This window comes from Chroogloeocystis siderophila 5.2 s.c.1, from assembly GCF_001904655.1.
GTDB classification, from domain to species: Bacteria; Cyanobacteriota; Cyanobacteriia; order Cyanobacteriales; family Chroococcidiopsidaceae; genus Chroogloeocystis; species Chroogloeocystis siderophila.
On sequence record NZ_MRCC01000030.1, the window covers coordinates 1 to 25,281 of the forward strand.

At 38.2% G+C, this 25,281-nt stretch carries 19 protein-coding genes and 1 pseudogene; 2 read left to right on the plus strand and 18 right to left on the minus strand.

All coding sequences use genetic code 11. From position 1 onward, the window contains the following. Positions 1-56: 56 nt before the first annotated feature. The 6 genes and pseudogenes from NIES1031_RS25865 to hpsA all read right to left on the minus strand — a co-directional run. A pseudogene (locus NIES1031_RS25865) lies at positions 57-143 on the minus strand (IS630 family transposase); the annotation flags it as partial. 501 nt (positions 144-644) lie between these two features. Further along, entirely contained in the window at positions 645-773 is a 129-nt protein-coding gene (locus tag NIES1031_RS26150) for a hypothetical protein (RefSeq protein WP_269086039.1), read from the minus strand. Between the two features lie 220 nt (positions 774-993). Next, a complete protein-coding gene (locus NIES1031_RS22245; protein WP_073551621.1) occupies positions 994-1,557 on the minus strand; it encodes a type II secretion system protein in 564 nt (187 codons plus the stop codon). A gap of 84 nt (positions 1,558-1,641) precedes the next feature. Beyond that, complete coding sequence (locus tag NIES1031_RS22250; protein ID WP_073551622.1) at positions 1,642-2,640, minus strand: prepilin-type N-terminal cleavage/methylation domain-containing protein; 999 nt, start codon at positions 2,638-2,640, stop codon at positions 1,642-1,644. 13 nt (positions 2,641-2,653) lie between these two features. Further along, the gene (locus tag NIES1031_RS22255; RefSeq protein ID WP_084544441.1) at positions 2,654-3,316 is read right to left on the minus strand and encodes a prepilin-type N-terminal cleavage/methylation domain-containing protein; all 663 of its coding nucleotides are present in this window, start codon (positions 3,314-3,316) and stop codon (positions 2,654-2,656) included. A gap of 29 nt (positions 3,317-3,345) precedes the next feature. After that, on the minus strand, positions 3,346-8,022 hold the full coding sequence (gene hpsA, locus NIES1031_RS22260) for a hormogonium polysaccharide biosynthesis protein HpsA (protein ID WP_073551624.1): 4,677 nt from the start codon (positions 8,020-8,022) through the stop codon (positions 3,346-3,348). Between the two features lie 522 nt (positions 8,023-8,544). Between hpsA and NIES1031_RS25270 the strand changes: the two genes are divergently transcribed. After that, the gene (locus NIES1031_RS25270; RefSeq protein ID WP_218596933.1) at positions 8,545-8,796 is read left to right on the plus strand and encodes a hypothetical protein; all 252 of its coding nucleotides are present in this window, start codon (positions 8,545-8,547) and stop codon (positions 8,794-8,796) included. Between the two features lie 244 nt (positions 8,797-9,040). On the opposite strand, the gene NIES1031_RS22270 is transcribed toward NIES1031_RS25270, so the two are convergent. The 3 genes from NIES1031_RS22270 to htpG all read right to left on the minus strand — a co-directional run bounded on the left by NIES1031_RS22270 (position 9,041) and on the right by htpG (position 12,368). Then, positions 9,041-9,598: a Uma2 family endonuclease gene (locus NIES1031_RS22270; protein ID WP_073551625.1), complete on the minus strand. Its 558-nt coding sequence runs from the start codon at positions 9,596-9,598 to the stop codon at positions 9,041-9,043. A gap of 252 nt (positions 9,599-9,850) precedes the next feature. Then, a complete protein-coding gene (rpmB, locus tag NIES1031_RS22275) occupies positions 9,851-10,087 on the minus strand; it encodes a 50S ribosomal protein L28 (protein WP_015189261.1) in 237 nt (78 codons plus the stop codon). 301 nt (positions 10,088-10,388) lie between these two features. Further along, positions 10,389-12,368, minus strand: a complete 1,980-nt coding sequence (htpG, locus tag NIES1031_RS22280) for a molecular chaperone HtpG (RefSeq protein ID WP_218596934.1) — start codon at positions 12,366-12,368, stop codon at positions 10,389-10,391. Between the two features lie 550 nt (positions 12,369-12,918). Here htpG and NIES1031_RS22285 point away from each other — a divergent pair. Beyond that, positions 12,919-13,677 (plus strand): WecB/TagA/CpsF family glycosyltransferase, encoded by a 759-nt coding sequence (locus tag NIES1031_RS22285; protein WP_073551627.1) that lies wholly within the window; start codon positions 12,919-12,921, stop codon positions 13,675-13,677. Positions 13,678-13,838: 161 nt separating this feature from the next. Here the strand turns inward: NIES1031_RS22285 and NIES1031_RS22290 are convergent, their stop codons facing one another. From NIES1031_RS22290 to NIES1031_RS22325, 9 genes are all read right to left on the minus strand, one after another. Next, the gene (locus tag NIES1031_RS22290) at positions 13,839-14,555 is read right to left on the minus strand and encodes an acyltransferase (RefSeq protein WP_073551628.1); all 717 of its coding nucleotides are present in this window, start codon (positions 14,553-14,555) and stop codon (positions 13,839-13,841) included. 317 nt (positions 14,556-14,872) lie between these two features. Then, a complete protein-coding gene (locus NIES1031_RS26155; RefSeq protein ID WP_269086040.1) occupies positions 14,873-15,001 on the minus strand; it encodes a hypothetical protein in 129 nt (42 codons plus the stop codon). A 797-nt stretch (positions 15,002-15,798) separates the two neighbouring features. Then, complete coding sequence (locus tag NIES1031_RS22295) at positions 15,799-16,644, minus strand: glycosyltransferase family 2 protein (RefSeq protein ID WP_073551629.1); 846 nt, start codon at positions 16,642-16,644, stop codon at positions 15,799-15,801. Between the two features lie 83 nt (positions 16,645-16,727). Then, a complete protein-coding gene (locus tag NIES1031_RS22300) occupies positions 16,728-17,765 on the minus strand; it encodes a glycosyltransferase family 2 protein (RefSeq protein ID WP_073551630.1) in 1,038 nt (345 codons plus the stop codon). Between the two features lie 68 nt (positions 17,766-17,833). Then, positions 17,834-19,126, minus strand: a complete 1,293-nt coding sequence (locus NIES1031_RS22305) for a lipopolysaccharide biosynthesis protein (protein WP_073551631.1) — start codon at positions 19,124-19,126, stop codon at positions 17,834-17,836. 317 nt (positions 19,127-19,443) lie between these two features. Next, the gene (locus NIES1031_RS22310) at positions 19,444-20,484 is read right to left on the minus strand and encodes a glycosyltransferase family 2 protein (protein ID WP_073551632.1); all 1,041 of its coding nucleotides are present in this window, start codon (positions 20,482-20,484) and stop codon (positions 19,444-19,446) included. A gap of 40 nt (positions 20,485-20,524) precedes the next feature. Then, complete coding sequence (locus NIES1031_RS22315) at positions 20,525-21,823, minus strand: O-antigen ligase family protein (RefSeq protein ID WP_073551633.1); 1,299 nt, start codon at positions 21,821-21,823, stop codon at positions 20,525-20,527. 59 nt (positions 21,824-21,882) lie between these two features. Beyond that, entirely contained in the window at positions 21,883-22,881 is a 999-nt protein-coding gene (locus NIES1031_RS22320; RefSeq protein ID WP_073551634.1) for a glycoside hydrolase family 5 protein, read from the minus strand. A gap of 112 nt (positions 22,882-22,993) precedes the next feature. Next, entirely contained in the window at positions 22,994-24,460 is a 1,467-nt protein-coding gene (locus NIES1031_RS22325) for a GumC family protein (RefSeq protein ID WP_073551635.1), read from the minus strand. Between the last annotated feature and the right edge of the window lie 821 nt (positions 24,461-25,281).

Below are 25,281 nucleotides of genomic sequence, written 5' to 3' on the forward strand. Positions count from 1 at the left end.
ACATGATTGAAGTAGAGTGAGCCATCTCTACTATCCTTACTTATTCAGGACTACCACCACATCTCAAACCAATCTCGGTTACAGGAGCCAGCAAATGTCAGAGGTGCAAACAGCTTGCCTTGTTTGAGTGCAGCAATCCAACTTTCCGTTCACCCTGTTTCACCGCAGCCATTGCTTTGGAGCGCATCTCCGCGCTGTAGGGGGCAGACATCGGCGTTCCTCGCTGTCAAGACACCCCATTCTATTCTATGTCCTAACACAGCTTAGTACAGCTATACAGTATCCTCATAGGACTGGTCGTAATCTTTGCGGCTCACTTTGAGACTTTGGCCATCCACGGCGATCGCTTCGCCTGCTTCGGTCGAGCAGCTCGTCTGTGCCCCTTAATTGAACAGTTGCGTCAACTGCGCAACATCCACTTCTTCTGGTTGCCATGTTGCCATTATGAATAAACCCATTTTTCACAACCTCCTTGGATTTACAGCGCGCACAGAATACAGTCTTTTCTGCCATGATTCTTTTCAGACCTATCCATCTCTTCTCCTTACCTATTCAGGACTACCAAGTAAATTAGATCGATATTGTAGCCTTTTGCTTTGCATTCTTGCAGGAAGAGGACGTATGTGCTAGCAGCAAGGGTTGTTTCAAAGGTAAAGTTTGTGTTCGGGGAAAGCAAGAACTTGCATCCGTTCCAGCATTAACCGCCCAGCTTGTATTGCCATTGATTCTGGTTGCAAAGGTGAAAGCCCAGCGGCAATAGCATCTACATTCACATATTCAAACACACCCAAGAAGTTGGGTAATAGGTTTAGAGCAATCGTTGTCTTTCCTGACCCGTTAGCACCTCCGATTGCATAAAGCTCAGGTATAACTTAGTATCATCTAACACTATAATATCAATACTATATGCTTATAATTTATGATCGCGACAATTGCTTCACTCTCAATTTTTCCACGTAAAATATCACAATAATTAACTAAGAAAAAAGTAATTTAACTAGAGGAACACTTATTATCTTTAGCAGTGCGCATACCTCCAATGAGTGTTGAAACTATCACACAACGTTTTATTTGATTATTATTGGAAATAGATATTGTTATTTTTCCTATTGGACCATTTGGATTAGCTTTGTGATTAAATACAATTCTCCAAAGATTATTTGTGTTGTCAAAGAATAATGTAGTGTCATTAGGATCTGTAGAGTTGAGCCGCGTCGCAACTATGCGAATATTTTGCTCCAAGCTTCGCCAATCTGTTGTAGTAGGTGTGCTATTTGCTTGATGAACAGCCCATTGAACAATTCCGTTATCTTGCCTAAAGCTAGCTTGCCAATTTGATTTATCTCTTTTAGCGTTTCTTTGAGCTTCACGCATAGCTTGGTAAAGTTGCTCTTGGGCAATATTGAGGCGACGGGTATCAATAAAACTAAGCCAACTGGGAATAGCGATCGCTGCTAAAATCCCTAGTGCAAAAATTACAATCAATACTTCTATAAGCGTAAAGCCCAAACTTAATCGATTGACTTCTTTCTTTTTGCTGACTATACTAGTTTGCATGATAAAAATAAAATTTTACATAAAATAAATATATTAAAAATAGAATTCAATTCTAAAATAAAATGAACAATTATTATAAATCAACTAGCGAGGATTCTTATCAACAACTCCTCGACCAAGAACGTGTGTTTTTAAGTTAGAAAATGCAACTTTACCATAACCACCTTGTTTACCGTGTGTGTTTCCTCTCAGGTGAAGAATAACATCTGGTTGTTGATTTTGCTGCTCTCTCACACAAGCATAAAAGCTTCTAACCCTCGCTAAACCTTGATCTTCAAGTGACTTGTGACTAGGAGTTAATACATACTCATTAGGGCAGATTGTTGTACTATTTTCAGCATCAGGTGTATCGTCCACAAAATCTACTAAAGTAAGATTAGTAGCACCACTAGAAGTAGGAGTTGATGTCTGTCGATTTACTAATTGTCCAAGGTCATTCCGTGCGTAAGGCCAAAAGCGAAAGCTCGTACCAGTTTGTGTTGGATTGAAGTAACCAGTGTTTTGTTTAGGAGGAGAATTTGAATTAAATTGGCTGAGAACGTAACGAGTAATTCTAGCTTTTCCTTGCCAAAGCGAATCACTCGCTTGATTTTGTCTAAGATAGTAAACAACTAAACTAAAGGTTCTATTAGCAATGCGAGAATTAAAACAAGGATCATTGTTTTCACTTAATCCTAATGTACTTTGGCATCCTTCTGGTAAAAGGTCTACTTTCCAAAAAACCAAGACAGGAACACTTTTGTCAAACATCGGAATATGATTGACAAGACCTGGACAAAAATCAGAGTCCGTGGAAGTTCCTTTGCCTTGAATGCATTCACCAGAGTAAACGTATACAGCTTCTTTTAAATCTTCACTTATGTAATCCAAAGCACTTTGCATTTCTTGCTGAAGCCTACTTTTAACTAAATCTTGTTGATCAGTTTCTAGTAAATTAACGACTAAACCCAATAGGGCTGACACAACAAGGCTTCCAACAACTGAAGATACTAAAAGCTCAATCAAGGTAAATCCAGAGTTTTTATGTCTCTGATATACAAGTTGTAAAAAATTATTTTTATATTTTTCAAGAAAGAGAAGCATATTCTTAAAAAGATTAATTAGTGTTTAAAAGTTGTCTATATTCTTCTAAAGACATCGGCAGATCATTGCGAGCTACTGTGGTGTATAAAACTGCTAGAGGATGCTGCAAATTACTCTGTGAAGTTAGTCTCAGCAAGGTACGCTTAGTACTTAGAGCAGAACTTCCACCAGTTTGAAAGGCTTGATATTCATAGACTCGTACTCCCATTTGAAAAGCATTAGGAATTGAGGAAGTACTGTTAGGATTTTCTACGCCGGATGATGTGATTCCAGCTTTGCGGAACAGTTGCACAACAAAATCCGCACTACCGTTGTTGTCGATGTCAACAGTGAATCCTCTGGTTACAGTAATAGCAGCAGAATTAGCGATATAGCCGTTAGTGTCTCTTGTAGGTGGTGGTGCATCTTTAATTGAGGTTGCATTGGTAATTGGTGGTAACTCTGCTTTTTCATAGCTTCCGCGCTCTACTATCAGGCGTATTCTGTTAATTTCACCTTGAGCGAGTTGCATGGCCTGCTCAGTTCTTTGGTTTTGGACGCGAGTAGCTGCGGCGATCAGGAGTGGTGGGGCGATCGCCGCAAGCACAATACCAATAATCACAATGGCAACTAGTGATTCAATTAAAGTCAGTCCTTCTTCAGAACGGTGCATAAATTGACATACGTGCGATCGCATTTTGCTGTCCTACATGAAATGTGAAAAAGTTACGAACAAACGCTGCTAGCATTTTGATTGATGTACTTTTTGTCTTTGTCTTTAGCGCAGCGCAGTTGTTTGATGTAAGGATCGTTGGTATTCAACTCGCGGTAAAATTCACTGCGTGTCTTACCGGTGGTGACAAATCGCCGCGATACAGGTCCAGCAGGCGCATACTGCAAACCAACGTCATAACCCCAACGCCGATTAGGTGCGCCGTAATACTGAATGAGTTCAGCAGACTGTGCGGGGGCACCAGGCTCCCAAGCATCTTGGTCAAAGGGAGCAGTTGCATACGTACTAAAGTTCAGCTGAAGGAAAGCACCAGATATATAGAGGTTTCGATTACTCCAGCTTTCTAAAAATCGCGGGAAATTGTGCAGTCCGCCGTAAGATTGCTGTGCTTGTGAAGGAACAATGCCACTAATGATAATCGCATTAACACGTGTATTATCGCTAGCAGGATTACGAGACTTACCATCTGAGAAAGTGTAATAACTTCGACGATCGCCTATAGTGTATTCTCTAACTTCACTATCAGGACAAGGTAATCTGTCAACGCCACAATACATCGGATTGCCATTTACAGAAATTCTAATAGGAGATGTTGCCTCATCATTTTCTCTCAACCAATACTGTCCTGATCCGAGGCTGTTTCTAGGGCGGTTTTGATTTAAATATGAGGTGCGGCGATCGCTACCAGAAGGACATCCATATTCTGTAGATTCCGCCGAATTTATTTGAGCACCGCTACTATTACCAGCTGTTGTGAAACTATCTTGAATACCCCCATCACAGAAGTTGTCAGAAAGAATTGTAACTGCATCTGCCAAAATTTCACTAGGACGCCAAGTATCAGTATTTGGTCTGGCAAATCGCTCATCCAGCGTGCTGCGGGAATAGAAATTACTATAGTTGTCCTGTAGCAGTTGGCTAAACTCTTCTAATCTTGTATTTGTATTACTAACAAGATGTAAGTTGAAGTCACCTTGAATATAAACAGGGTTATCCGAGATGAAGGATATACCGCGAATATTTTCGTTATCAGGAATAGTAAAGCTTTTATTAGAAGGATTGACTCGCCGCAGATCAGTTCCGTTACGCAGACGGAAACCATAGGGACGACGATCTGGATCGGCGTAGTAATCTACTGGTTTGGTAGTAATACCATTTGCAGAAGTAATTGGCGGATCTTGCGGCGTATTAGCATTCATTAAGCTATTAGCAGATCCTGCAGGTCTAGCGATACCATCTTCTCTGACAGCATCTTCGCGGAAGGCATAGACAATTCCACCCTTAGGTAGCCAAGCATCATCGGTCACGCCTCTAATGGTATTCCTACGTAATAGGTCTAAATCAATATCTAAAACCCGCACGCTCATCATTTCCCTACCGTTGAACATTCCTTTATCAAGGAAGGGAATTCCAACAGATGTAGTGTTATCTCTAATAATGTTGATTCGACCTGAAGTTGTCGTTGTGTTGGGAAGTAGCCAGTTATTTCGAGTTCGTGGCTGAAGCGCGATCACCTTTATACTATCTTCTGTACCATTCTCAATACCGTTACCGTTAGTATCATCAATAACTCTGTAGAAATAGCCGTGATTGACATCATCAGTAATAGCAACATTATTGTTGAAAATGTAAGTATTAGCAACATAAGGTTGAGTGTTCGGTTGCAACACAGTAGCCCTAGGATTTGCTGCCAGCGCTGTTGCTGAAGCTTCTCCACAATGATCGTGTTCTGCGACTGGAAATAAGTAAAACAACGAAGGATATTTAGCTTCCTCAGCTTGTGAGCAAAAAGCCATTGTTAAACCAAGCCTTGCTCGTTCTAATCCATTAGCATTGCCCTTGCCATTTTTAATGAATGAGTTTGGATCGCAACTTACTCTAAATATCTGACCTGGAGAGAAATCCCCAGCATTGATGTGTTGTATTGTGTATCTGCCTGTAGCAGCATTGTATCCGTTACCTGCACCTACACCTGCGAGAAAAGCGTTAGAACTCGGTTGAAAACCAAAAGTGCGATCGCGTAGTATTTGTTGTCGGGCAAATATCAGGCGTGCTTTGCGTAGCAGTTCATCTCTGTTTGCACCTAATCCAGGAGAATTACTTAAGGCATTAATCCATTCTTCTGCCGTAAATTGAGCAAAATAATCAGGATTGTAAGTATTACTTGGACAACTTGTTCCGTCTCCTTTACTTGTACAAATATTTGTACCATTACTAGGTCTACCAATTTCTGGATTTCCATTAGTAGCAACACCATCCATCAATTGAGAAAACTGCACACCTAAAGCGTTCGTGCTAGCACTACCAGATTCATCATCCGCAATTTCTTTATATGCATCTTCGATATTCTGCAAGTTGTAAGCCAGCATTCCCATCATGCAAGAAGCAGTATGCAGTGTTGTCTTATCAGCAAGGCTGAGATCTGCATAGGTTGTCCCGCTATCGAGTAAAGCAATAACTCGTCGTAACTCTGAAAAATTACCCCACTGAGTTAAAACAGGATGAGGATGAACTTGTGGTTGTGCTACAGAAGGAACTGCACGGTTTGTTGCGGTATCTTGTCTAGCAGGAAAAGCGCCAAAGGGATCGCCAGCAAAATAAGCAAGATTAGTTAATGCTTTTCTCAGGGGTTGTCCGACTGCGATCGCATTTGCAAACGCGCTATCAGTTGTTACTCCTGCTGGTGGATTAAATTCCCAGCCATTAGTACCGTTACCTGTCAAAAAATCAGTATTAACTCTAGGAGTACCGTTGATCGTAATGCTGTTGAATGTAGTACTATTATTAATCGTTGCCGCAGTACCAGGATGGGCAGTGGTCGCTAAACAAGCCACAGGTAAGTATCCAGAACTATGTGCTGCAACATCATTGGCATTAGTACTCGTAGCAGGATATTTGTAGTGATATATCGCTGATGCTTGCACTGCTGCTAAATTATCTCTCAAAGCACGACGCTGACGGGCTTCATTTGTAATAGATCCAGTTGGTTGACCTAAAGGATTTGCTAACTCCAACCGTTGTCCGACAATAATCCTTAATCCTTCCCGACGTGCACGACGTTCCCAGTAGCCATCTAACCCTAAGTTATCTAAATTGTTACCAATAGGATTATCACTTGTAAGCTCTGTAAAACTTGCTGCATCACTACGAATTAACTCGCCAATTCGTCCAGGAATTGCTAAGCGTGTATCTCGACCATAATTTGGTTTTGGTCCATAACGGTTATCAGCGCGGTAAGTATCATCAACATAAGGCTTAGGTTCTTGTTGATTAAAAATTCTGCGCCGCTCAACAAAACTACTCGTATTCCATTCACTCCGCCTTACTGATGTATTGGTAGGATCGGTTGTTCTTCTAGCTCTAGATACATCTTGCGTATACAGCGGGACTGGGTCTAGTGCAACATCAGCAGGTGTAATCCTAGTACGGTTTACGGAATGCGAATCATTGTTTATCGTAACGTTTGGATTAGTACCGCTAGTAATTGGTGCTGTACCTGTACCATTAAATAAGTGAAAAATTGACGAACCTGCAAAGGTGTTAGTTTTGATTGACCCGTTAACGACTTGCCCCTGGAAAGTTACTTGACCGTTATCATCAACAACTTGAGTTACAGTAATCTCAGAAGCATCACGAGTATAAAGACAAGAACTGGGCGCACTAATCAAATATCCAGTAAAGCTACTACTGTCACCAACAATCAAACTACCTTCGGTGTGTAAAGCACCATTCCAGTTAAATTGTGGACCTGGGAATATTTCTAAGTCTCCGCGAAACCATCCACCCCACTTATTACCTCGGTCAAGTTGTCGGTCTTGTTGAAATTCTAAAGCCGCAGTTGCACGTTGATTTTCAGCAGGAATCACAACTGCATTGACTTGAAAGTTTTTCCGCAAAGTAGCAGCATTAACATTAAACCAGCCTCGTTCTACTGCGGCATTACCACTATTCTCATCTAATTGTCGGCAAGCTTGGTTAGCCTGTACAGCACTAAATGGACCATTGCGTGTTAATAGTCTACTAGCTCTACTGGCAATAGCAGTATCTTTTTGGTTAGATAGTCCATTAGTATCAGATTCATCTGGAGACTGCAAGATGATGGAATAAGCAATAGTGGGATCTTTCTGATCAAGTTTGCCATCTTGATTACTATCAATTTGATAAGACCAAGCATTATCTAATTTTCCATCTCCATTGATATCTAAACGCTTTTCACGTGGCAAAGTATATTTATCGTCTACTTGACCATTGCTATCTCGTTGAATTGCAACTCCATTGCTACCATCATTGAGCATCATACTCAGCAACACTTCTTGCGCTGGTACGCCATTTGGGAGACGAGAATCATTAAAAAGTGCTTCTAGCTTTGCCTTAGCACGATCTATAGCAGGGGAAGCAGCATTATATATTTCTTTTGCCTGATAATCTCCGACTACTTGGGTAGTACGATTTAGACTGCGAGTTAGTACTGCTGCTGTTACTAAGGTAACAACCAATAAAAGCATCGTTGTGGTTGGCAGCACAAATCCACCCTGTAAACGCCGACGACGGCGACTTATTAAGAAACTACGCACCAACCAACGCAAACCTCTCCTTGCCAAAGTTACGTTGAATTTGACAAGTTTCCGCAAAATACGGATAAGTACTTTAGTTGATTTGCGCTCAACCATAATAGTTTTAAGTAATTGAAACAATTAATATAGAATTTCAATATTTCCGTAATAACATTGCACTTGTAGTTATAACCTCAGTGATTCTCCTTACTTATTGCTAAATAAGTGAATTCACGGAAAAACACTAGCTAATTCACAAACAATAAATTGGCTAATGATTAAACTTTATCTATAGAGACTATCTGATTTTATGACTCTTGAAAGTACTTTTGTATCCTTCGTTTATGTTGGTATCTAGTTTAAGAAAATCTGCCTTTCAGCCTTTTTTAAAAAGGAAAGCATACATCAATTCTAAAAAATAGCTAGGCGCTATAATAGTTGTGCTATCAGAGTAGTCTAGAAAAATCAAACTTATAGTTCAAAATATAGCAAGTTCTAAATCTATAACTACACTTGCTGATGTAGAAGACAGGTTTAATATAACTCCAACTGATAATAAGCATTTTTTTACAGAAGGCATCAAGTTTTGCCTGAAATTACTGACAAAAAACAATTTTAGACAAACTCAAACACATATTTTTGCGTCATAGAAATCGTGGTAAGTTAGCAGAAGGCGCTGTTAATCTTTTGCTCGTATCATCTTTATTAGAATTAGCAGTCTTTTACAATGAACCTTTCTTTATTACAACAGATTCCTCGGTTGAAATAGTCCTTGAAAATCAGGATGAAATTTTACGCGGTCGGATTGATACACTAGTCATTCAAGAGCAATTTTGGATACTTGTCGTTGATTCTAAATCTTTAATATCTTTTGAAGCCGCTATATCCTAAGCACTAACTTATATGATGAATAATCCCAAGTCTGAAAAATCTGTATCTAGTATGGTAACAGATGGTAGCTTAATGATTTTTCAGATACTTTTTTTTGTTACTGATCCATCAAAATAAACTATATGATGTACTGCGTGTGTTGAAACGAATAAGCAAGGCAATATCTTAACAATAGTAATAATATTGCAAATAGTAGCCTAAATCGCGATCGCATCAATTCTCATGACCAACGACCAGAACAAAATCAATAAATCGATTGCAAGTCTAAAATAAATCCAGGTAATACATCCTCACCCGAAAGAGTTGTAGGAGATTCTAAAATTTCTTTACTTCTTCCGCTACGATAAACTTCTACTCTTCTTGTTTTCGGGTCAATTAACCAACCTAATAATGCGCCATTCTCAAGATATTCCTGCATCTTTTGCTGTAAGTCCTCAATGTTATCTGCAGGAGAACAAAGTTCGATAACAAAATCTGGGCAAAGTGGGGGAAATTTATCTTGCTGTTCTAGGGTAAGAGTATTCCAGCGATTACGTTTAATCCAAGCCGCATCAGGAGAACGTCGCGCACCATTTGGTAAGACGAACATTGTAGAAGAATCAAATGTTTCACCCAAATTGCTAGCACTATTCCAAAGCTCTAACTGAGTTATTATTTTACTGTTACGGCGCCCAGTATTTCCCCCAGTAGGCGGCATAATAACTAATTCTCCATCCTTGGTGCTTTCAAAGCGCCACTCCTCATTTTCCGAGGCAAGACGCATAAACTCTTCATCAGTTAGCGGAAGTTTGAGAGTTATCATAATATCTCCTTGCGATTCTGATTACTTGCGGGCAATACGGATACAGCAACAAGATTTTTGTGGCGATCGCTCTTCGTTTACAATATTATTTAATTTGACTATATCAGCTAATAACTCTTGCGTGCTGTTAGCCTGTTTTACCAGCTTTTTCAGATTTACCCTACGATGTAGAAGCAGTTAGACGGGTAGCACAGCTGTGATTACTTTACTCGGTTAGCAATACTGGGGCAATAATGCCCCCAAAAGTACGCATTAGTAGCGATTCAAATTGATTCCTGCTTCTTTTGCCATTGCTTCTAAACCTTTGTGTTCTAAAGTTTTGATTGCTTTAGTCGAAAGTAGCAGTCTTACCCAACGATTTCCTTGCGCCCACCATACTCGTTTCCACTGCAAGTTGGCTTCTTGTAGCTTTTTGGTGCGGCGGTGTGAGTGTGAAATTGCATAAGCATTATTGGCTTTTTTACCTGTTAGCTGACATTTGCGTGACATAATCTATCTCCATTGGTGTGAATTAACGTGCAATCTCTTATTGTATCCGCATTACCGAATGAGTGTGCTGGAAGTGCGATCGCATCTTATATCAAATTCAATAAACTACTTGCGCTTGAAATAGCACTTTAACCAGTACCTGTGATTTTTCTACTAGTCTACGCTGGCGGACTTTGTTTGTGAAGCCGCGAACTTATTTGCTAGGCGAGCTTCGCGAATTCACATCTACTATTCAACCAAAAATGATATCAACCATAAAAAAAGCCCGTCAATGCGGGCTCTCATCCATAGTGAGATCTAACTAACTCTTAGCAGCACGTTCAGTTAGTTTTGTCAACACCTGATTAGACCGTTCGACAAAAGCTTTCATCCCTTCAGCATCAAATCCTTTTTGTGCCATCAGCGCTAAATCGTAGACATGATGACAAATCATATTCGCTAACTCGGCCGAAGGAGACACAGTATCTCCTTGCACGATACTACCCTGATTTAAACTCACAAGATTTTGAATGAGTGGGTGCGCGGTATTCACAAGTAGAATGTGTTCCTCAGGAAACTGCGCGGCTTGCTGTTGCATAAATGCGTTCATCTCTTGGATGCGGCGCATGAATTCGGGTAACAACACCATTGCTGGCGGTGTACCTTGCGGATCGTCTGACTTAAGTGCTTCAGTGCGAATATTGAGTTTAGGCTTGTTGAGCGCTTTTTGGAAAAGTTCTTTAACCAATTCGCTGCGAGTTTTATTGGTTTTAGGATCGACAATCTCCCCAGCTTTGTCTTGATCGAGCAACGTTTCGTCTAAGTCAGAGTCTACCCGCGAGAACTTAACATCAGGATATTCGCGTTCGAGGAACGTAATAAAGTGGGTATCGATGAACGAGTCCATGAATAGGACTTCCAAACCCTGGTTTTTGTGCAATTCTACATATGTAGCTTGGGTGACTTGATCGGTGCAGTAATAAACCCGATTTTCATGCCGTTGCTTATTACGTTCGAGGTATTCTTTCAGCGTTGTGTAGGGAAGTGTCGTTGCTGCTGATTCTTGTGGAGTAACATCTTGCCAAACATCGCCTTCTTGCGGCTGTACCTCAACGTTTGGGGTGTCACTGGCTTTTGTTTCGTGTGTCGTGCGATAGATGATGATGTCTTCAATTTGTTTTTTGAATTTCTCGTCGTTGAGCGCGCCAAATTTGACAAAAGTACCGATATCTTGCCAAGCTTTGATGTATTCTTCTTTGTAATCGCGGTAGAGTTCCTTGAGGCGATCGCCGACTTTACGTGAAATATAATCTGCGATTCTGCGTACAGTGCGATCCATTTGCAAAGCACTCCGCGATACATTCAGCGGAATATCCGTGCTATCAATCACACCGCGCATCGGCAGTAAAAACTTGGGAATAATTTCTTCGCAATGATCGCTAACAAACACTTGGTTGCAGAATAACTTAATCTGCCCTTGCGTAACATCGACATCCGGCTTCAGCTTAGGAAAATACAATATTCCATTGAGAATGAAGGGATAGTCGGTGTTGAGGTGTACCCAGATGAGTGGTTCTTCTTGAAAAGGATATAGGTAGCGGTAAAACTCTAGATAATCTTCTTTGGTTAGGCTATTCGGAGATTCGCGCCACGGTGCTTTTTGGCGATTAAGTACCTCGCCATCGAGTTTAATCGGGACTGGCATAAAGTCACAGTAGGTTTTCACCAACTGCTTAATCCGCGCTGGTTCTAGATATTCTTGTTCTTCTTCTTGCAGAGTCAGCGTGATTGTTGTGCCCCGTTGTGTGCGGGGTGAATCTTCTAAACGAAACTCTGGCGAACCATCGCACGACCAATGGACTGCGGTTGCACCTTCTTTATAAGATAGTGTATCAATCTCAACCTTTTGCGCCACCATGAACGAAGAGTAAAAACCCAATCCAAAGTGACCAATAATCGGTTGATCGGATTTACCTTGATACTTCTGAATAAATTCTTCGGCGCTTGAGAAGGCGACTTGGTTGATGTATTTCTTCACTTCCTCAGCGGTCATGCCGATACCGTTGTCGCTGATCGCGAGCTTTTTTTTGTCTTTGTCGATCACAATTTGAATTTCTGGTTCGCCGATGTCGCCAGTGTATTCTCCAGCGCGGGATACCATTTTTAGCTTCTGGATGGCATCTACAGCGTTGGATACGAGTTCCCGTAAAAATATTTCGTGGTCAGAGTAAAGCGACTTCTTAATAATCGGGAAAATGTTTTCTGTATGAATACTGATCGTGCCTTGTTCCAGCATAGTGATTTAGCTCATCGGTTCTTCATTCAGGATCATAAAGGCAGATCAAGTGCGATCGCTGTATTCTCACACAGAGAAATTGCCCCCCGCAACAATTCGGTTTACCCTACCTCTGCTTTCTCAGAAAAAACATAGCTCCAGTTGAGTAATGACTACATTTATTTTTCTCATTTTACGTAATTTCACTATAACCTTTTGATTGTCAACTCTAGAGTTTTTATGTAATTTTTACTTAACTTTCTCCTACTTTAAAGATCGTATAAACCTTAACTCTATCTCTCCGCAGATCCCGAAAATAGCAATTAATCTCTATTTAGTATCTATTTCACTAATAGATATCAATCATACGTAAATTTACTGTAAGTGCAGTAGAGCAGAATGGTTTGTGCTTGTTAAAGTACAGCCCTTGTATTCGCAGACATACATAATCTACGTTGCGTTCCAAAAAAGATGTACTGAATGCAAGATTCAGGTAATTATCTAGTGCCTTTTTTTCGAATGCCAAAGTTCAGTCTGCAATGAACTTTTTATTTATTATTTTCCTACGTACAAAACAATGAAACTTGTAAAAATACTCAATATTTCTCTCGACAATTTGTCTAAAGTGGAGTTACTCAAACAACTCAAATCAGGTGTTGTATTTACACCAAATGTAGACCACATGGTTAAACTGCAATATGATCGTGAGTTTCTACAAACTTATTTGCAAGCTGACTACAAAGTTTGTGACAGTCAAATTCTAGTTTATGCATCAAGATTCTTAGGAACTCCTATTAAAGAGAAAATTTCAGGCTCAGACTTATTTCCAGCATTCTACAACTATCATAAAAATAATCCAAACATCAAAATCTTTCTTTTAGGAGGTAAGCAAGGAGTAGCACAGCGAGCCGCTAAGCGGATAAATAACAAAGTTGGTAGATCTATAGTGATAGGTGCTCATTCTCCTTCTTTTGGGTTTGAAAAAGATGAGCAAGAGTGTGCAGAAATTATTGAAATGATCAATCAATCTGAAGCATCAGTTTTAGCAGTAGGAGTTGGCGCACCAAAGCAAGAAAAATGGATTATCAAATATAAAGACCGCTTGCCAAATATCGAAATCTTTCTAGCTGTAGGAGCAACAATTGATTTTGAAGCTGGTAATGTGAAAAGGTCGCCAAAGTGGATGAGTAATGCTGGACTTGAATGGCTTTATAGATTATTAGTTGAACCTAAGAGGCTTTGGAGGCGATATTTGCTAGAAGATTTACCGTTTTTCTGGTTAATCCTAAAACAAAAATTGAGGTTATACACTGTTCCTAATCAAAGTGTAGATTAAAATAAAACGCTTAATAGCGGAATATCGAGTGCTTATTGACACACATAAAATCTCCTTCGAGATGAAGGAGATTTCCTATTATAATTTTGATATGTGAAGAAAAACAAGTAGCTAATCTAATTACTACTTACTTGAATAACTAGTTACTCAACATTTTTTACCTATTTCTGCTCTCCTCTACGCGCAATTACTTTTGCAGGAACACCAACGGCAATTGAATACGGAGGAATATTTTTAGTAACAACAGCACCAGCACCAATAACACTACCTCGACCAATAGTAACGCCATCTAGCACTGTGACTCCGTTACCTAACCAACAATCGTCTTCAATGGTAATTCCTTGGCGAGTGACGCCTTGATCCCAAATATAACGAGCTGGATCGGCAAAAATATGATTATTAGCATAAATTCCGACGTGTGAAGCAATCAAACAGTATTTGCCGATTTTGATATTACCAGGACCTGCAACACAACTGTACGCACCAATGACTGTACGCTCACCGATTTCTATTTGGCAGTTTCCCTCAGTGGGAACAACACTAATGTTGACACCACGCTCAATACATACGCGATCGCGAATGCAAATCTGGCTATTTTTTTCTCTAGCAGTCAAACGAACATCACGAAGAATTTTGACTTGGTTGCCAATTACTATACGATTCGCACCAGCAATTTCTACTCCAGATTCAATATAAACTGCTTTTCCAATGTGTTTGATTATAGTACGGTATATCAACTGCCTTAATAAAGAGCCTGGAAGTTTTGGAATCCAACCTACTAGTAAAATTATTGCTGTTTCTTTTGCACGTAACCAAAAGAACCTTTCTTGACGTTCAGTTAAAAACTGCTGCTTTACGCCACTTGTATTGATATTCATAGTTAACACGTTCTCAACTTCTACAAAAATATTCGATACCTAAAACAAAATTTAATTTGCTTAAAGGTATCTAAAATGTGTGCGATCACCATAGAGGAAGCAAAAAAAAGCTGGAACCCAAAAGCTGAAGCTAAAGTTCTATGATTGATTTTTATTCCTCTTATTAAACATGTTTCTCTAAAAACTGCTTAAAAAGCAATTCTGTATTTTCTCTATTACAGTAATTCATTGTTTATCAAACCAGCGCAGATTACCTCAATCAACAAATTGAGATGTATCAATTAATTCAAAACTAATTAGAAACTTACTAATCTAACTTATGGTGGAGTGTCTCCCACTTCAGACATGATATTGAAGTCCACCATTGGCGCAAATAAGTAGATACTTCCCCGATTTCGGTATCGGTTTGCTTGCAACCAGTTTTTAGTATCTAGTGCTTTATTCACGACGGGAAGCTATCCTAAAACTTAACAGTTTAGTGTTCTAACTATTAGCTGAACACTTTCTATGCAGAGGGTTTAGTCTTATAGTAAAGTCAAGACTATAAAATGTTAAACCTGATCTTATAGCACTATCTAATATTCTTATTTATCTTTTATTAGATTCATATACATAATAATACATAGGCTCAAACTAATCAATAGCCTTAATAATAAAATTCTGTATAGCTAGCAAATACTTATATGAATTTATGATGAAGATTAATTTGACTATTTACTTTAAAGATAGCATTTTTTTGATTGAAATATCTTTTCAGTATCCTTAGTTTTTTTTGCTAAATATTGACTATTGATAATCAAAACTTAATCATTGCAGTAAACTTGTTATATAATAGAAATACACAGCCAAATAGATACTTATAATATTAGTTAATTATAAAGATAATATTTTATTTTTATGTAATGTGTAGTTATTGAAAGAAATGAATAAGTCAAAATACTGACCAGAGCTTCTCGAAATAAGAAATCTTTAATTAAGTAATCAAAATAAATGTTTTTAGCTTTAGAGCTACCAAGTACTAAATTGAATGGCTATCTACTGTTCTAATTTAATATTTATCAGAAAATGAAAGTAAATTTTACGTATAAATTAATACATTGACTACATAGATACAATGTTAAACTATAATTCAGCGCTAAAATTTTTATTGCAGATGTAGTTGCATTGCGGTTAGTACGTGCCTGGGTAGAAACAATGGAGCGATCGCTTACTAAATGTAGCTTTGAATACACAATTTATCAAGTCACATCATACTTATAGCTTGCTGCAATTCCCCAATTTTCCAGCCAAGTTGCCATACAAAATCAGCCAAGTCACCACGATTACGGACTTGTAGAAGATTAAAAGTTAGGTATTTCCAACCACCCAAATATAACTTTACGGTAGAAAATGCACTCAAAGAGCCACCGTACTTCTGGCGAAGTGATAAATACGCCTTTGACCATTTCAACGCTTGGTGATAGTTGCTGAGCAAAGAATTACGAAAGCGGTAATAGACGATCGCGCTTGGTTCTAAATGAATTTTGGCTCCTGCTAGCTGTGCTTTCCAACAGTACTCGGCATCTTCTACATATAAAAAAGACTCATCAAAACCGCCGATAGCTTGGTACAGTGAGCGTTGAAAACCAAGATTGCAACTACCCGCAAACGGAAGATAAGGAGGATGCTTTGGATAAATTAGTCCTGATGGTCGCTGATGATTCTTCCTTGGCGAAGCTGTATTGAGCTTTGTATAATCAAGAACACCAGCTACAAGTTCATAACGAGTGAGCGCTTCTCCCATCGCTGCTACCCAACCAGGAGCAACCTCGTCATCTGCATCGCAGAAAGCAAAAGCATCACCTGTTGCCGCTAATATACCCATGTTACGCGCGTATGATGGTCCTTTTCGCGCTAGTGCATGGATGAGACGGAGATTTGGAATCTGCTTTGTATATTCTTTTACAATTGCCACTGTATCATCTGTTGAGGCGTTATTGCAGACAATAATTTCCCATGGCTCGTGCCAAGACTGATGAGCAAGCGCTTCGAGTTGAACAGCAATAGTATCAGCTGCATTGAAACAAGGAACAATCACACTCAGTTTCATTGCTTTGCCTTATGTAAAAATGATACTTAGTTGTAAGTAGAAACAAAATTACTTCTGATGCTTCTTGGTGCGATCGCACATCACTAGTAAGCTCGTTTATAGCTATACTGCTTCATGCGCTCTATTCCAGCTAGAATCGGAACAAGAGTCAGTGCTGCAACAATTTTTGGTGAAGAGCTACATTTGAGAGCTTCTTTGATTTGAACAATTGTAGTAGCAGTATCACCTCTACTCAGTGCGCGACGTGCAGCACCTAATGTATTAATTGCAGATAATTCTTCAGCTTTGTGCGATAACTGATCTGCAAGTGGCGAAGGTAAATACGCGTGTGAGATTTCAATTGCTTTACGTCGATCTGCAACATTTGCTCCCGACTTGATGACATCTGACGTTGCAGAGGCAGAATGTATTCGATAGTATGCTAATATTTGTGGTTCATACCATACTGAGTAGTGTGCGGCAATTCGCTTACACATTTCCCAGTCGCAAGTGTAACGTAGTTCTGGATGAAATCCGCCGATGTTTTCATAAACACTACGTTTAACAACTAGCGCTGGCGGTTGAATGAGTGGTTCCAACGCAATTCGCTCTATCCAATTGGCAATAATACCAGCGGTACTTTGCTCTAACTTAGGAATATAAACAGGGCGATCATTCTCATCTATGTTAGCGTATCGACAAAAAGCTGCTCCGATAGTAGGTTCTTTTTCAAAAGCTTCCTGTAAATGTTGATAAAATCCAGGTAAAACCACGTCGTCATCGTGTAAGATATGCACCAAATAACCGCGCGATCGCTGAATACAAGCTGTTAAGTTAGCCGTTAGACCAACATTATAAGGTTGTCGATAAAATGAAATTCTACCCTGACCAATATCTTTAACAACTGCTTCCATATCAACCTCTGTAGAGCAGTTATCTACGACTTCAATCTGCATTACCTCTGGCGCAAGCGCTTGGTTTAATAGACTTTTAAGAGTTCGCTCTAGATACTTGGTACGATTGTAAGTTGGAATCATCACAGACCAAAGTGGTCTATCTTTTTGCTCTTTAACTAATTCAATCGCAGGGCATTGACTCTTTATAGATTCTAGAGAATTTGGTAATATATCTATTCTATTCATATTCACTGTGCGAATATTGTTCTCTTGAGTTCTAAAAAAATAGCTAGTTTAAAGTGACAAACGTAAGCTCATAACAAAGGCTTCATAGGTAAGTTTTTGTCAAAAATATATTTACTAGTCCATAGAGTAAATAGAGGTAATAATATGATATGAGTGATTAAAACTGCCGCTGCTACTCCCAAAACTCCCCACTGCACAGCTACAATTAAGCTGAGCGCAAACACCAAAGTAAAAATTAAATTCCAGGCAAGAGCTACCCGACTTCTATCAACAGCTAAGAGTAAAAGCTTAGCAGCTTCTCCAAAGGGACGTGTTATCGCTGACAAACAAATAAGTATTAAAATAGGAATTGCTGGAACCCACTTTTGACCAAAAATAATTGGTACATAAAAAGGAGCCAAGCTCGATTGTAGAAGAACTAATGGTATAACGACTAAAGCAATAGTTTTCAAACTACTCAAATATCTTAATTTGAGTTGATTTAAATTGTTTCGTACAGCACATAGATGAGGAAACAAAGAAGAAACAATCACATTCAGGACATTCATGCTGATGCCTAGCCCAGCATTAAAAGCAAAATAATATAATCCTAGATCTTGAAAACCTAGAAACTTACCTACTATTAAATAATCTAAGTTTGCTCTTAACTTATTTAAGAACTCAACTATAATAACATTTGTGGAGTATCCAGCAATCTCTTCCCATCTATAAAGAGTAAAAGGCACCTTTGGTCTCCAAGGATGATTCATAAGGCTAATGAGCAGCCAAATTGGAGTAGCTAAACCGAAAGGTAATATAACTGACCAAATCCCAAAACCTAAAAAAGCTAATATTACTGTCGCAACATTAAGGCTGATTCCTTGAAGAACATTAATCAAAGCTATGATATTCAGCCTATTTTCTCTCCTGATCAATGAAGATTGCACAGATCCAACTGGTAGTAATAGATAACCTAAAGCTATAAAGCAAATAGGTAAAATCAGATTATTATCGTTGTAGAACCACGCAAGCGGAAAAGCTGCAATACACTGGATAATAAAAACAGCTACGAATAAGATCCAGTTCATCCAATATGCTGTGTTGCATAAAACTTTGAGGTCTTTATCAGATGCTTGGATAATTTTTGCATCAATAGCAGAGGAAAACGTAGCAGCAAAATCATGCGTAATTAAAATAATTGCTATAAGACCGTAGTCGTAAGAACTTAGTAGACGAGCTAAAGTAACAGTTGTAGCTAAACGAAAAACACGATTAACTAGTTCGGCTCCACCAAGCCAGCCCATGTTACGTACAAACTGACCAGAGAGCTTCCATTTCAATTTATGAGCTACTACCCTTGCTTTTTTAATACTAATTGTCATTGTTTGTCTTAAGCCTAAATATTTAAAAATATTGTGTAGATGCTAATTTTTCATGGTAGAAGTATTACTTAGGTGAGAAGTAACTTAATTAAATCTTAAGATATATTTACTGATAATCTATTTTTATCTACTCTTCTTCAAAATCTCTTCATTAAACCACAGTAATAGTAAAATTATTACTAACTTCTTTTACAAAAACTATTACTATGAGCTTGCATTAGGTAGTGATTGATGTTACATAGAGTTAACCCTTAATACATTTTGATAACTCTGACCGTGGGTTAACTCAGATACTATGTAATGCTGGTAATGAATATTTATACTGACTGCTGATACTCTTCTGTGATTAGAGTACGGTTTTGGATTGCTCCTACGATTTTTATAGCTACATCTTTAAGCCGAGAGTGTAAAGATCTCGGTAACAAAAATAATGAGTAAGCAGCAGCTAAAGTCATAAGTGTACGATGTGGCTCTTCAATTAAAATCTGCCAGTATGTAAACAAGGCTCTATGTATTAACTCTATTGCTGTTGATTTTGCTTCTAAAGTTACTGCTCTTCTAGTTAAATGTCGTAGTTGATATGCCATAGCTGGAGCTTTCCACTGACGCATAGACTGTGCAGGAGTATATGCTTGAGCCTTATCCAATAATGTTTCCCAAGATCTAAGTTTTTTCAAAATCTGCGCAGAAAATCCATGAGGATTTACTCGATAGAGCGTTAGTGCTGCTGCAACTCCTTCTATTTTCCATTTTGTCTGAATAGCAATTCGTAGCCAGCATTCAACATCTTCTGATGGATGTAAGTTTCTATCTTCGTTAAAGTAAAAGTCTTCCATTGTACCATCAAGCTCATTTTTAAACTTGATTTCTGCAAAAACCTCTCTTCTAAAAACTGCCGCAGAACCATTGCCGATTGGCGTACGACATAGTAAATCTAACGGAGTAATATCTTTAAGCTTGGACATTTGATATAGCTTTAAGGGCTTTCCTTCTTCATCAATAAAGGCAGAGCGGCTAAAGCTGACTCCAACATTTGGTGAATTTTCTAAATGTTCAATATGTTTTTCTAATTTCTGCGGTAACCATAAGTCGTCTGCATCTAAAAATGCTAAGTACTCTCCTTGACTATGACGAATACCTGTATTTCTTGCTGCTGCTACTCCTCGATTCTTTTGACAAATAATCTTGATTCTAGGATCGTTAAAATTTTGGCAAATTTCTCTACTTTTGTCAGGAGAACCATCATCAATGATAATCAACTCAAAATTTGTATATGATTGTTGAAGGACTGAATTAATAGTATCAGCTACGTATTGTTCTACATTATAAACTGGAATAATTACAGAAACTTTTTTCATTTGATTTTTACCTTAAAATAATAGTTTAATTAACTGTAAGTTAGCCTTCTAGTAAAGGTTTTCTTAAACTAACAAAAGTCAATTGTGTTTCTGCTCTTAAAGCAAGACCTAACATCAACAGACCAGGCCAGTAAAGATAGGCTAAAAGGTCGAGTTCTTCGGTGAATGAAAAAAAGAAGAAAACTAATATGATACTCAATCCTGTTCTCGCGATCGCACTTCTATGTGCTTGAGTCACTAAATACACAAGACTCCACAAAAACGGCACAGCAAATGCTATAAAACCTACTAAACCTTTTGTATAAAGTAAGTTTACCCAAGTACCACATCCAGAAGTTCCGATTGGCAAGAAGTATACAATCGCTGGACCTATAGGTTCAGTATATCCATGACCCCAAATAGGTGCTTCATTCCACCATTTATTTAAGGACAGTTTAACTAAGTTCATTCGAGCTTCAGAGGAAGTTGCTCTAGCACTATGCACTTGTTCAGTAAAGTCATTAACAAAATTAGTTATTTGAGTCGAGAAAATGCTTAGAAAAAAACTGCCTATTCCTGTCGCAAAATATATTCCAGGTCGAGTAAAGTTTGTTAAAAGCCAAGTAAGCAATAAAATCACTGGAAAGGATAAGATTGCTGCGCGCGATACCGAAACCAACACCATGGCAAGTGCACCTATCATGCCAATTCTACGCCATTTTATATTTGTTTCTTGCCGAGCAATAAAAAAATAGATGAGTGATATTAATGCTAAATTAGGTGCCCAAGGAGCAAATAAAGCTAAGCGAACTTGATTGCTATCATAGTCTAAAAAATAAAGAACTAAACTATAAAGATCCGGAGAATTTCCCCCAATTTTAGCGAAAGGAGAGACATATAAAGTGCTAGTAGGGAGACGCAATAAGTATGCTAAATAACAAAATGGAATGACAACTAAGCTTTGAGCACAAAGAATACAAACTGCTCTGGATAGCAATTTAGGTCTAATATTAAGACAAGCAACTAACGGTAGTAAACCCCATAAAGCGTGTTCTCTAGTCCATTTAAAAACAGACTTCATTAATCTAATATTATCAACATTAAAGTTAAGATTACCAATCACTATAGCAACTAGGATTATGCACATCGAAATAATCCATAACCATGCTGTGAAAGGAATTATTATTTGTTGAGTCTCTGGAGTACCTTTTGATTGCTGCCAAAGTTTCTTGCTAAGATATCCTACTAATATCCAAGCTACTACAGGTATGGCAATTGGCTGTGCTCCAAAAATGTATAAGCCATAAGTGCCAATAATTGTGTACCAAACCAATTTTTCCTCAAAATTAAGGGGTTTCATTTATATCTTTCCAGTCATAATGAACTTACAGAATTTAAGAAATAAAAGCTCTGTCTTGCTTAATTTTTACTCAACAGGTAATCTTGAACAAACCCACCCATATAGTTTTCTCCAACTAACAGATTCCAATCTTTATCAAACATTTCTGGCTGCCAAGAGTGGTCAGCAACCCAACAAGTCCAACTTAAATTATATTTTTCTAATTTCTTCTTTAGGGGAATACCAAAACTAGTTACTGTTCCACTCGTAGGATAATCAGCACCGTTGCGAAATCCCCACTCTGTAATAAATAGAGGAATTTTATCCGCTACATCAAAAATCCATTTATCCCATAACTTTTGATCTAAACCAGGATATATATGACCTACATAAACAATATTTTTTCCTTTAATTGGATTGCTGGGAGCATCATATAGATGTTGAGCATAATGTGGTGCTCCTACCAAAATTAAATTATTAGGAGCATAAGAACGGATAAGGTCAATCCAAGGTTGAACAATATTTTTCCAGGTAGCCCAACTCATATCAGTTGAGTTTTCATTAAACACTTCAAATAGCACATTAGGATAATTTTTATACTTTGGGGCAATATCAGCCCAAAAAGTACGTGTTTCAGCATCTAAATTCGTAGGGTCATCTATATAGTGCCAATCTATAATGCAATAAATTTTCCGTTCTACACACTTGTCAACAGCAGGCTTAATATAGTTGTCATAATACCGTTTAGGATTGGAATTATAGCCTAACTTCCAAATAGGATAAACCGGCAATCTAACTACTGTAGAATACCAACCTTGTTTATGATCGGTTAACAGATCAATTAGTTCAACAGGTGATTTTCCTATTTTACCTCTAAAGTCATAGTGAGCTAAATCGGGAAGTGATACACCCCGTAAAACAACTTTGTTATTATGTATATCTTTAATATGTATGCCATCTACATGCAGCCAATTAGATGATACTGCCGAAGATTTAGTATCAAACCATATAAATATTGTTCCTATAATAAAAAGATAACTTAATAAAAAAAGAGCCAGGTACTTTTTAAGTTTTTTCATCTTTCCTACTGAACTTAAAAGCAGGGCAGGCTCTAATTCATACTATCTACCTGCCTCAAGCTGCTTTTTTATAGAATTTTACAATTAACAAAAAGCAGTAGAAGCACTTGCTTTATAGGAAAGGACTGCTGATATTACCCTCATTAAAACCTAGAACAGGTTGTTGTAGTTCAAGTGTTTCTAACTCTTTTCTGAATGCTTTAGATTTAGGTTTACGTAGATAAAGCAGTGTTATCCCAGTATTAATAAACAGAGAGCCTAGCGCTGCACCTAACAAAACTAACTCTGGTTTTGGTCCACTTGGACTTTCTGCAAGCGTGGGTTCTGAGAGCATTTGAATGAGAGGGTAGGAGCCAAATGCATTAGCTCGGCTAATATCAAGCTTAGTTAGAGTAGAAGAAAATACTGCTTCTGCAATTTGTACGTCTCGCTTCAGAGCATCTAAAGTAGACTCATTTTGTGCTAAATTTTTCAGCCTATTTTCAAGGATTGCAATCTGTCTATCTATTTCTTGAGCCTGAGCTTTTAGTCCTCGTTGTTCGGCTTGTGATGCAACTAACCCTTGGAATAGTGCTTCTCGCGCTGATTGAGAATTAGCTTGATTGAGTGCATATTGTTGTACTGCTTGCTCATCCACAGAACGCCCCAACAACTCTTGACTTCGAGATAAGAAAGCTGTTCGCGATGCATCTCGTTTTGCTTGTTGTTCAATTACAGTCGGATGATCGGGTAAAAATTTTGCGTTAAGTAAAGTTAGAGAAGCACTAGCATCACTATAATCTTTTAAATTCTGCTGAAATATTTGGTCAGATTGCAATGCAAAAGCATCCGCTGCTTGTTGAGAAGATATATTTAAATTGGCTGATAATTGACCTACACGAGAACTAATCTGCTGTTGTTGCGCCGAAACTTCTGCTTTTTGTCTTCTTAATTGTTCAATATTAGCAGAAAGATCTCTCAGCTGCTCATTAGATACTAATCCAGAGTTAGCTTTAAATGCTGAGAGTTTTTGTTGTGCATCTTGCAGCTTTTGCTTTGCTGAATCGAGCGTACTTTGGAAGCCCTTGTCTTGTTGGGCAATTTCTTTTGCTCTTAGCTGATTGAGTCTAGTTTGAAATGCTTGGTGAAATGCTAGAGATTTATTTCTAGCTTCTTCTGGTGTGGAACCTTTAAAGTCAAACGTCATCAGAGTTGTATTCAGTACAATTTTAACTCTGGGTTTGCCAAAATCCTCTAAAGGCAGATTAACCTGGCTTGCTGCTGCTCTTAATACTGGTTCACTTTCAGCAATAATTTTGTAAGTTTCTCTTGGATCTTGTATGGAGCTATTTGCATAGGGTGAAGAGTTTTCATAATAAGCTTGCCCAATATTTGGTAGGTTAACATTGGCAGCTGATTTTGTTTCCGGTAGAGTAGCTGTAGAAGTGCTAGTATATACAGGCTTTTTAAGTTTAATGAATAGCAATGCAGACCCCCAAATAGCGGCATTTGCTATTAAAGCAATCAATAAATAATACGACCAGCGGTTCTTTTTATGCGTTGATTTTGAGAGTGAGTACGAGGATAGAGCTTTAGTCATTGAAAAATCCTTTACTGTTCCTAAACAGCCTTATGTCGTTTCAATATCAAATATTAGAGCTAAACTAAATCGTATTAAATCGTATTATTTATAGCTTTAGCTCATTGCCTTTTTGTATGTGCAAAATGTACGTCTAACTGGTAGGGATATGTTTTAGGCAGACTTTCAGGAAATGGATTAACACTTGATGACGAACTTAAAATTTGTCTTCTTGTCTTTATGTTATATGAATGTTGAAAATACGGACAGTTTTCAAGACTTTCTCTATACTTTCTTTTTAGAAAGTGGGATTTTTGTAATGAAAGTGTAAAGTGAACCTTAAAAACTCATAATACAATCTGTATTTTTACCTTAGGAAAATTTCATCTTGCAGACTTAGTATTCATGTGTTGATACTGATTTTAAATAAAGTCCCAGAAAATGAAAGTTTTCTATTTTATACACGCCAAGCTAACCTTGTAGCGTATTACTTGCAGTAGCTTAAAGTAAACAGGGCTATACTAAAACTTTCTCAAAATTTAAAAAATGATGAAAAAATTCCCACGATTTAGTATCGTGAGATGTAATTTTTAATAAACTTCCCGCACAAATTCCTTCTTCTCAGAGGCTGAAGTCTGAATTTAGGTGAGCTAACTATGCAACCTTGCACACTCTACGCAGAAGTTTCAGTGATTAATCTAGGAATGGCGATATGAGATTGATAGCTGTAACTTAAGTTACTAACTGCTTCATGCAGGAATTATTGTGCTAACTTAGTTTCTAGTTTTAACCAACAGCAAGGGGAAGGCGAGAAGCAAAAAGGGCATCTTGTTCGGCACGCA

Coding starts and splice junctions, on each gene's coding strand:
- NIES1031_RS22245 (WP_073551621.1), bottom strand. CDS start 1,557: ATGCAAACTAGTATAGTCAGCAAAAAGAAAGAAGTCAATCGATTAAGT.
- NIES1031_RS22250 (WP_073551622.1), bottom strand. CDS start 2,640: ATGCTTCTCTTTCTTGAAAAATATAAAAATAATTTTTTACAACTTGTA.
- NIES1031_RS22255 (WP_084544441.1), bottom strand. CDS start 3,316: ATGCGATCGCACGTATGTCAATTTATGCACCGTTCTGAAGAAGGACTG.
- hpsA (WP_073551624.1), bottom strand. CDS start 8,022: ATGGTTGAGCGCAAATCAACTAAAGTACTTATCCGTATTTTGCGGAAA.
- NIES1031_RS22270 (WP_073551625.1), bottom strand. CDS start 9,598: ATGATAACTCTCAAACTTCCGCTAACTGATGAAGAGTTTATGCGTCTT.
- rpmB (WP_015189261.1), bottom strand. CDS start 10,087: ATGTCACGCAAATGTCAGCTAACAGGTAAAAAAGCCAATAATGCTTAT.
- NIES1031_RS22285 (WP_073551627.1), top strand. CDS start 12,919: ATGAAACTTGTAAAAATACTCAATATTTCTCTCGACAATTTGTCTAAA.
- NIES1031_RS22290 (WP_073551628.1), bottom strand. CDS start 14,555: ATGAATATCAATACAAGTGGCGTAAAGCAGCAGTTTTTAACTGAACGT.
- NIES1031_RS22295 (WP_073551629.1), bottom strand. CDS start 16,644: ATGAAACTGAGTGTGATTGTTCCTTGTTTCAATGCAGCTGATACTATT.
- NIES1031_RS22300 (WP_073551630.1), bottom strand. CDS start 17,765: ATGAATAGAATAGATATATTACCAAATTCTCTAGAATCTATAAAGAGT.
- NIES1031_RS22305 (WP_073551631.1), bottom strand. CDS start 19,126: ATGACAATTAGTATTAAAAAAGCAAGGGTAGTAGCTCATAAATTGAAA.
- NIES1031_RS22310 (WP_073551632.1), bottom strand. CDS start 20,484: ATGAAAAAAGTTTCTGTAATTATTCCAGTTTATAATGTAGAACAATAC.
- NIES1031_RS22315 (WP_073551633.1), bottom strand. CDS start 21,823: ATGAAACCCCTTAATTTTGAGGAAAAATTGGTTTGGTACACAATTATT.
- NIES1031_RS22320 (WP_073551634.1), bottom strand. CDS start 22,881: ATGAAAAAACTTAAAAAGTACCTGGCTCTTTTTTTATTAAGTTATCTT.
- NIES1031_RS22325 (WP_073551635.1), bottom strand. CDS start 24,460: ATGACTAAAGCTCTATCCTCGTACTCACTCTCAAAATCAACGCATAAA.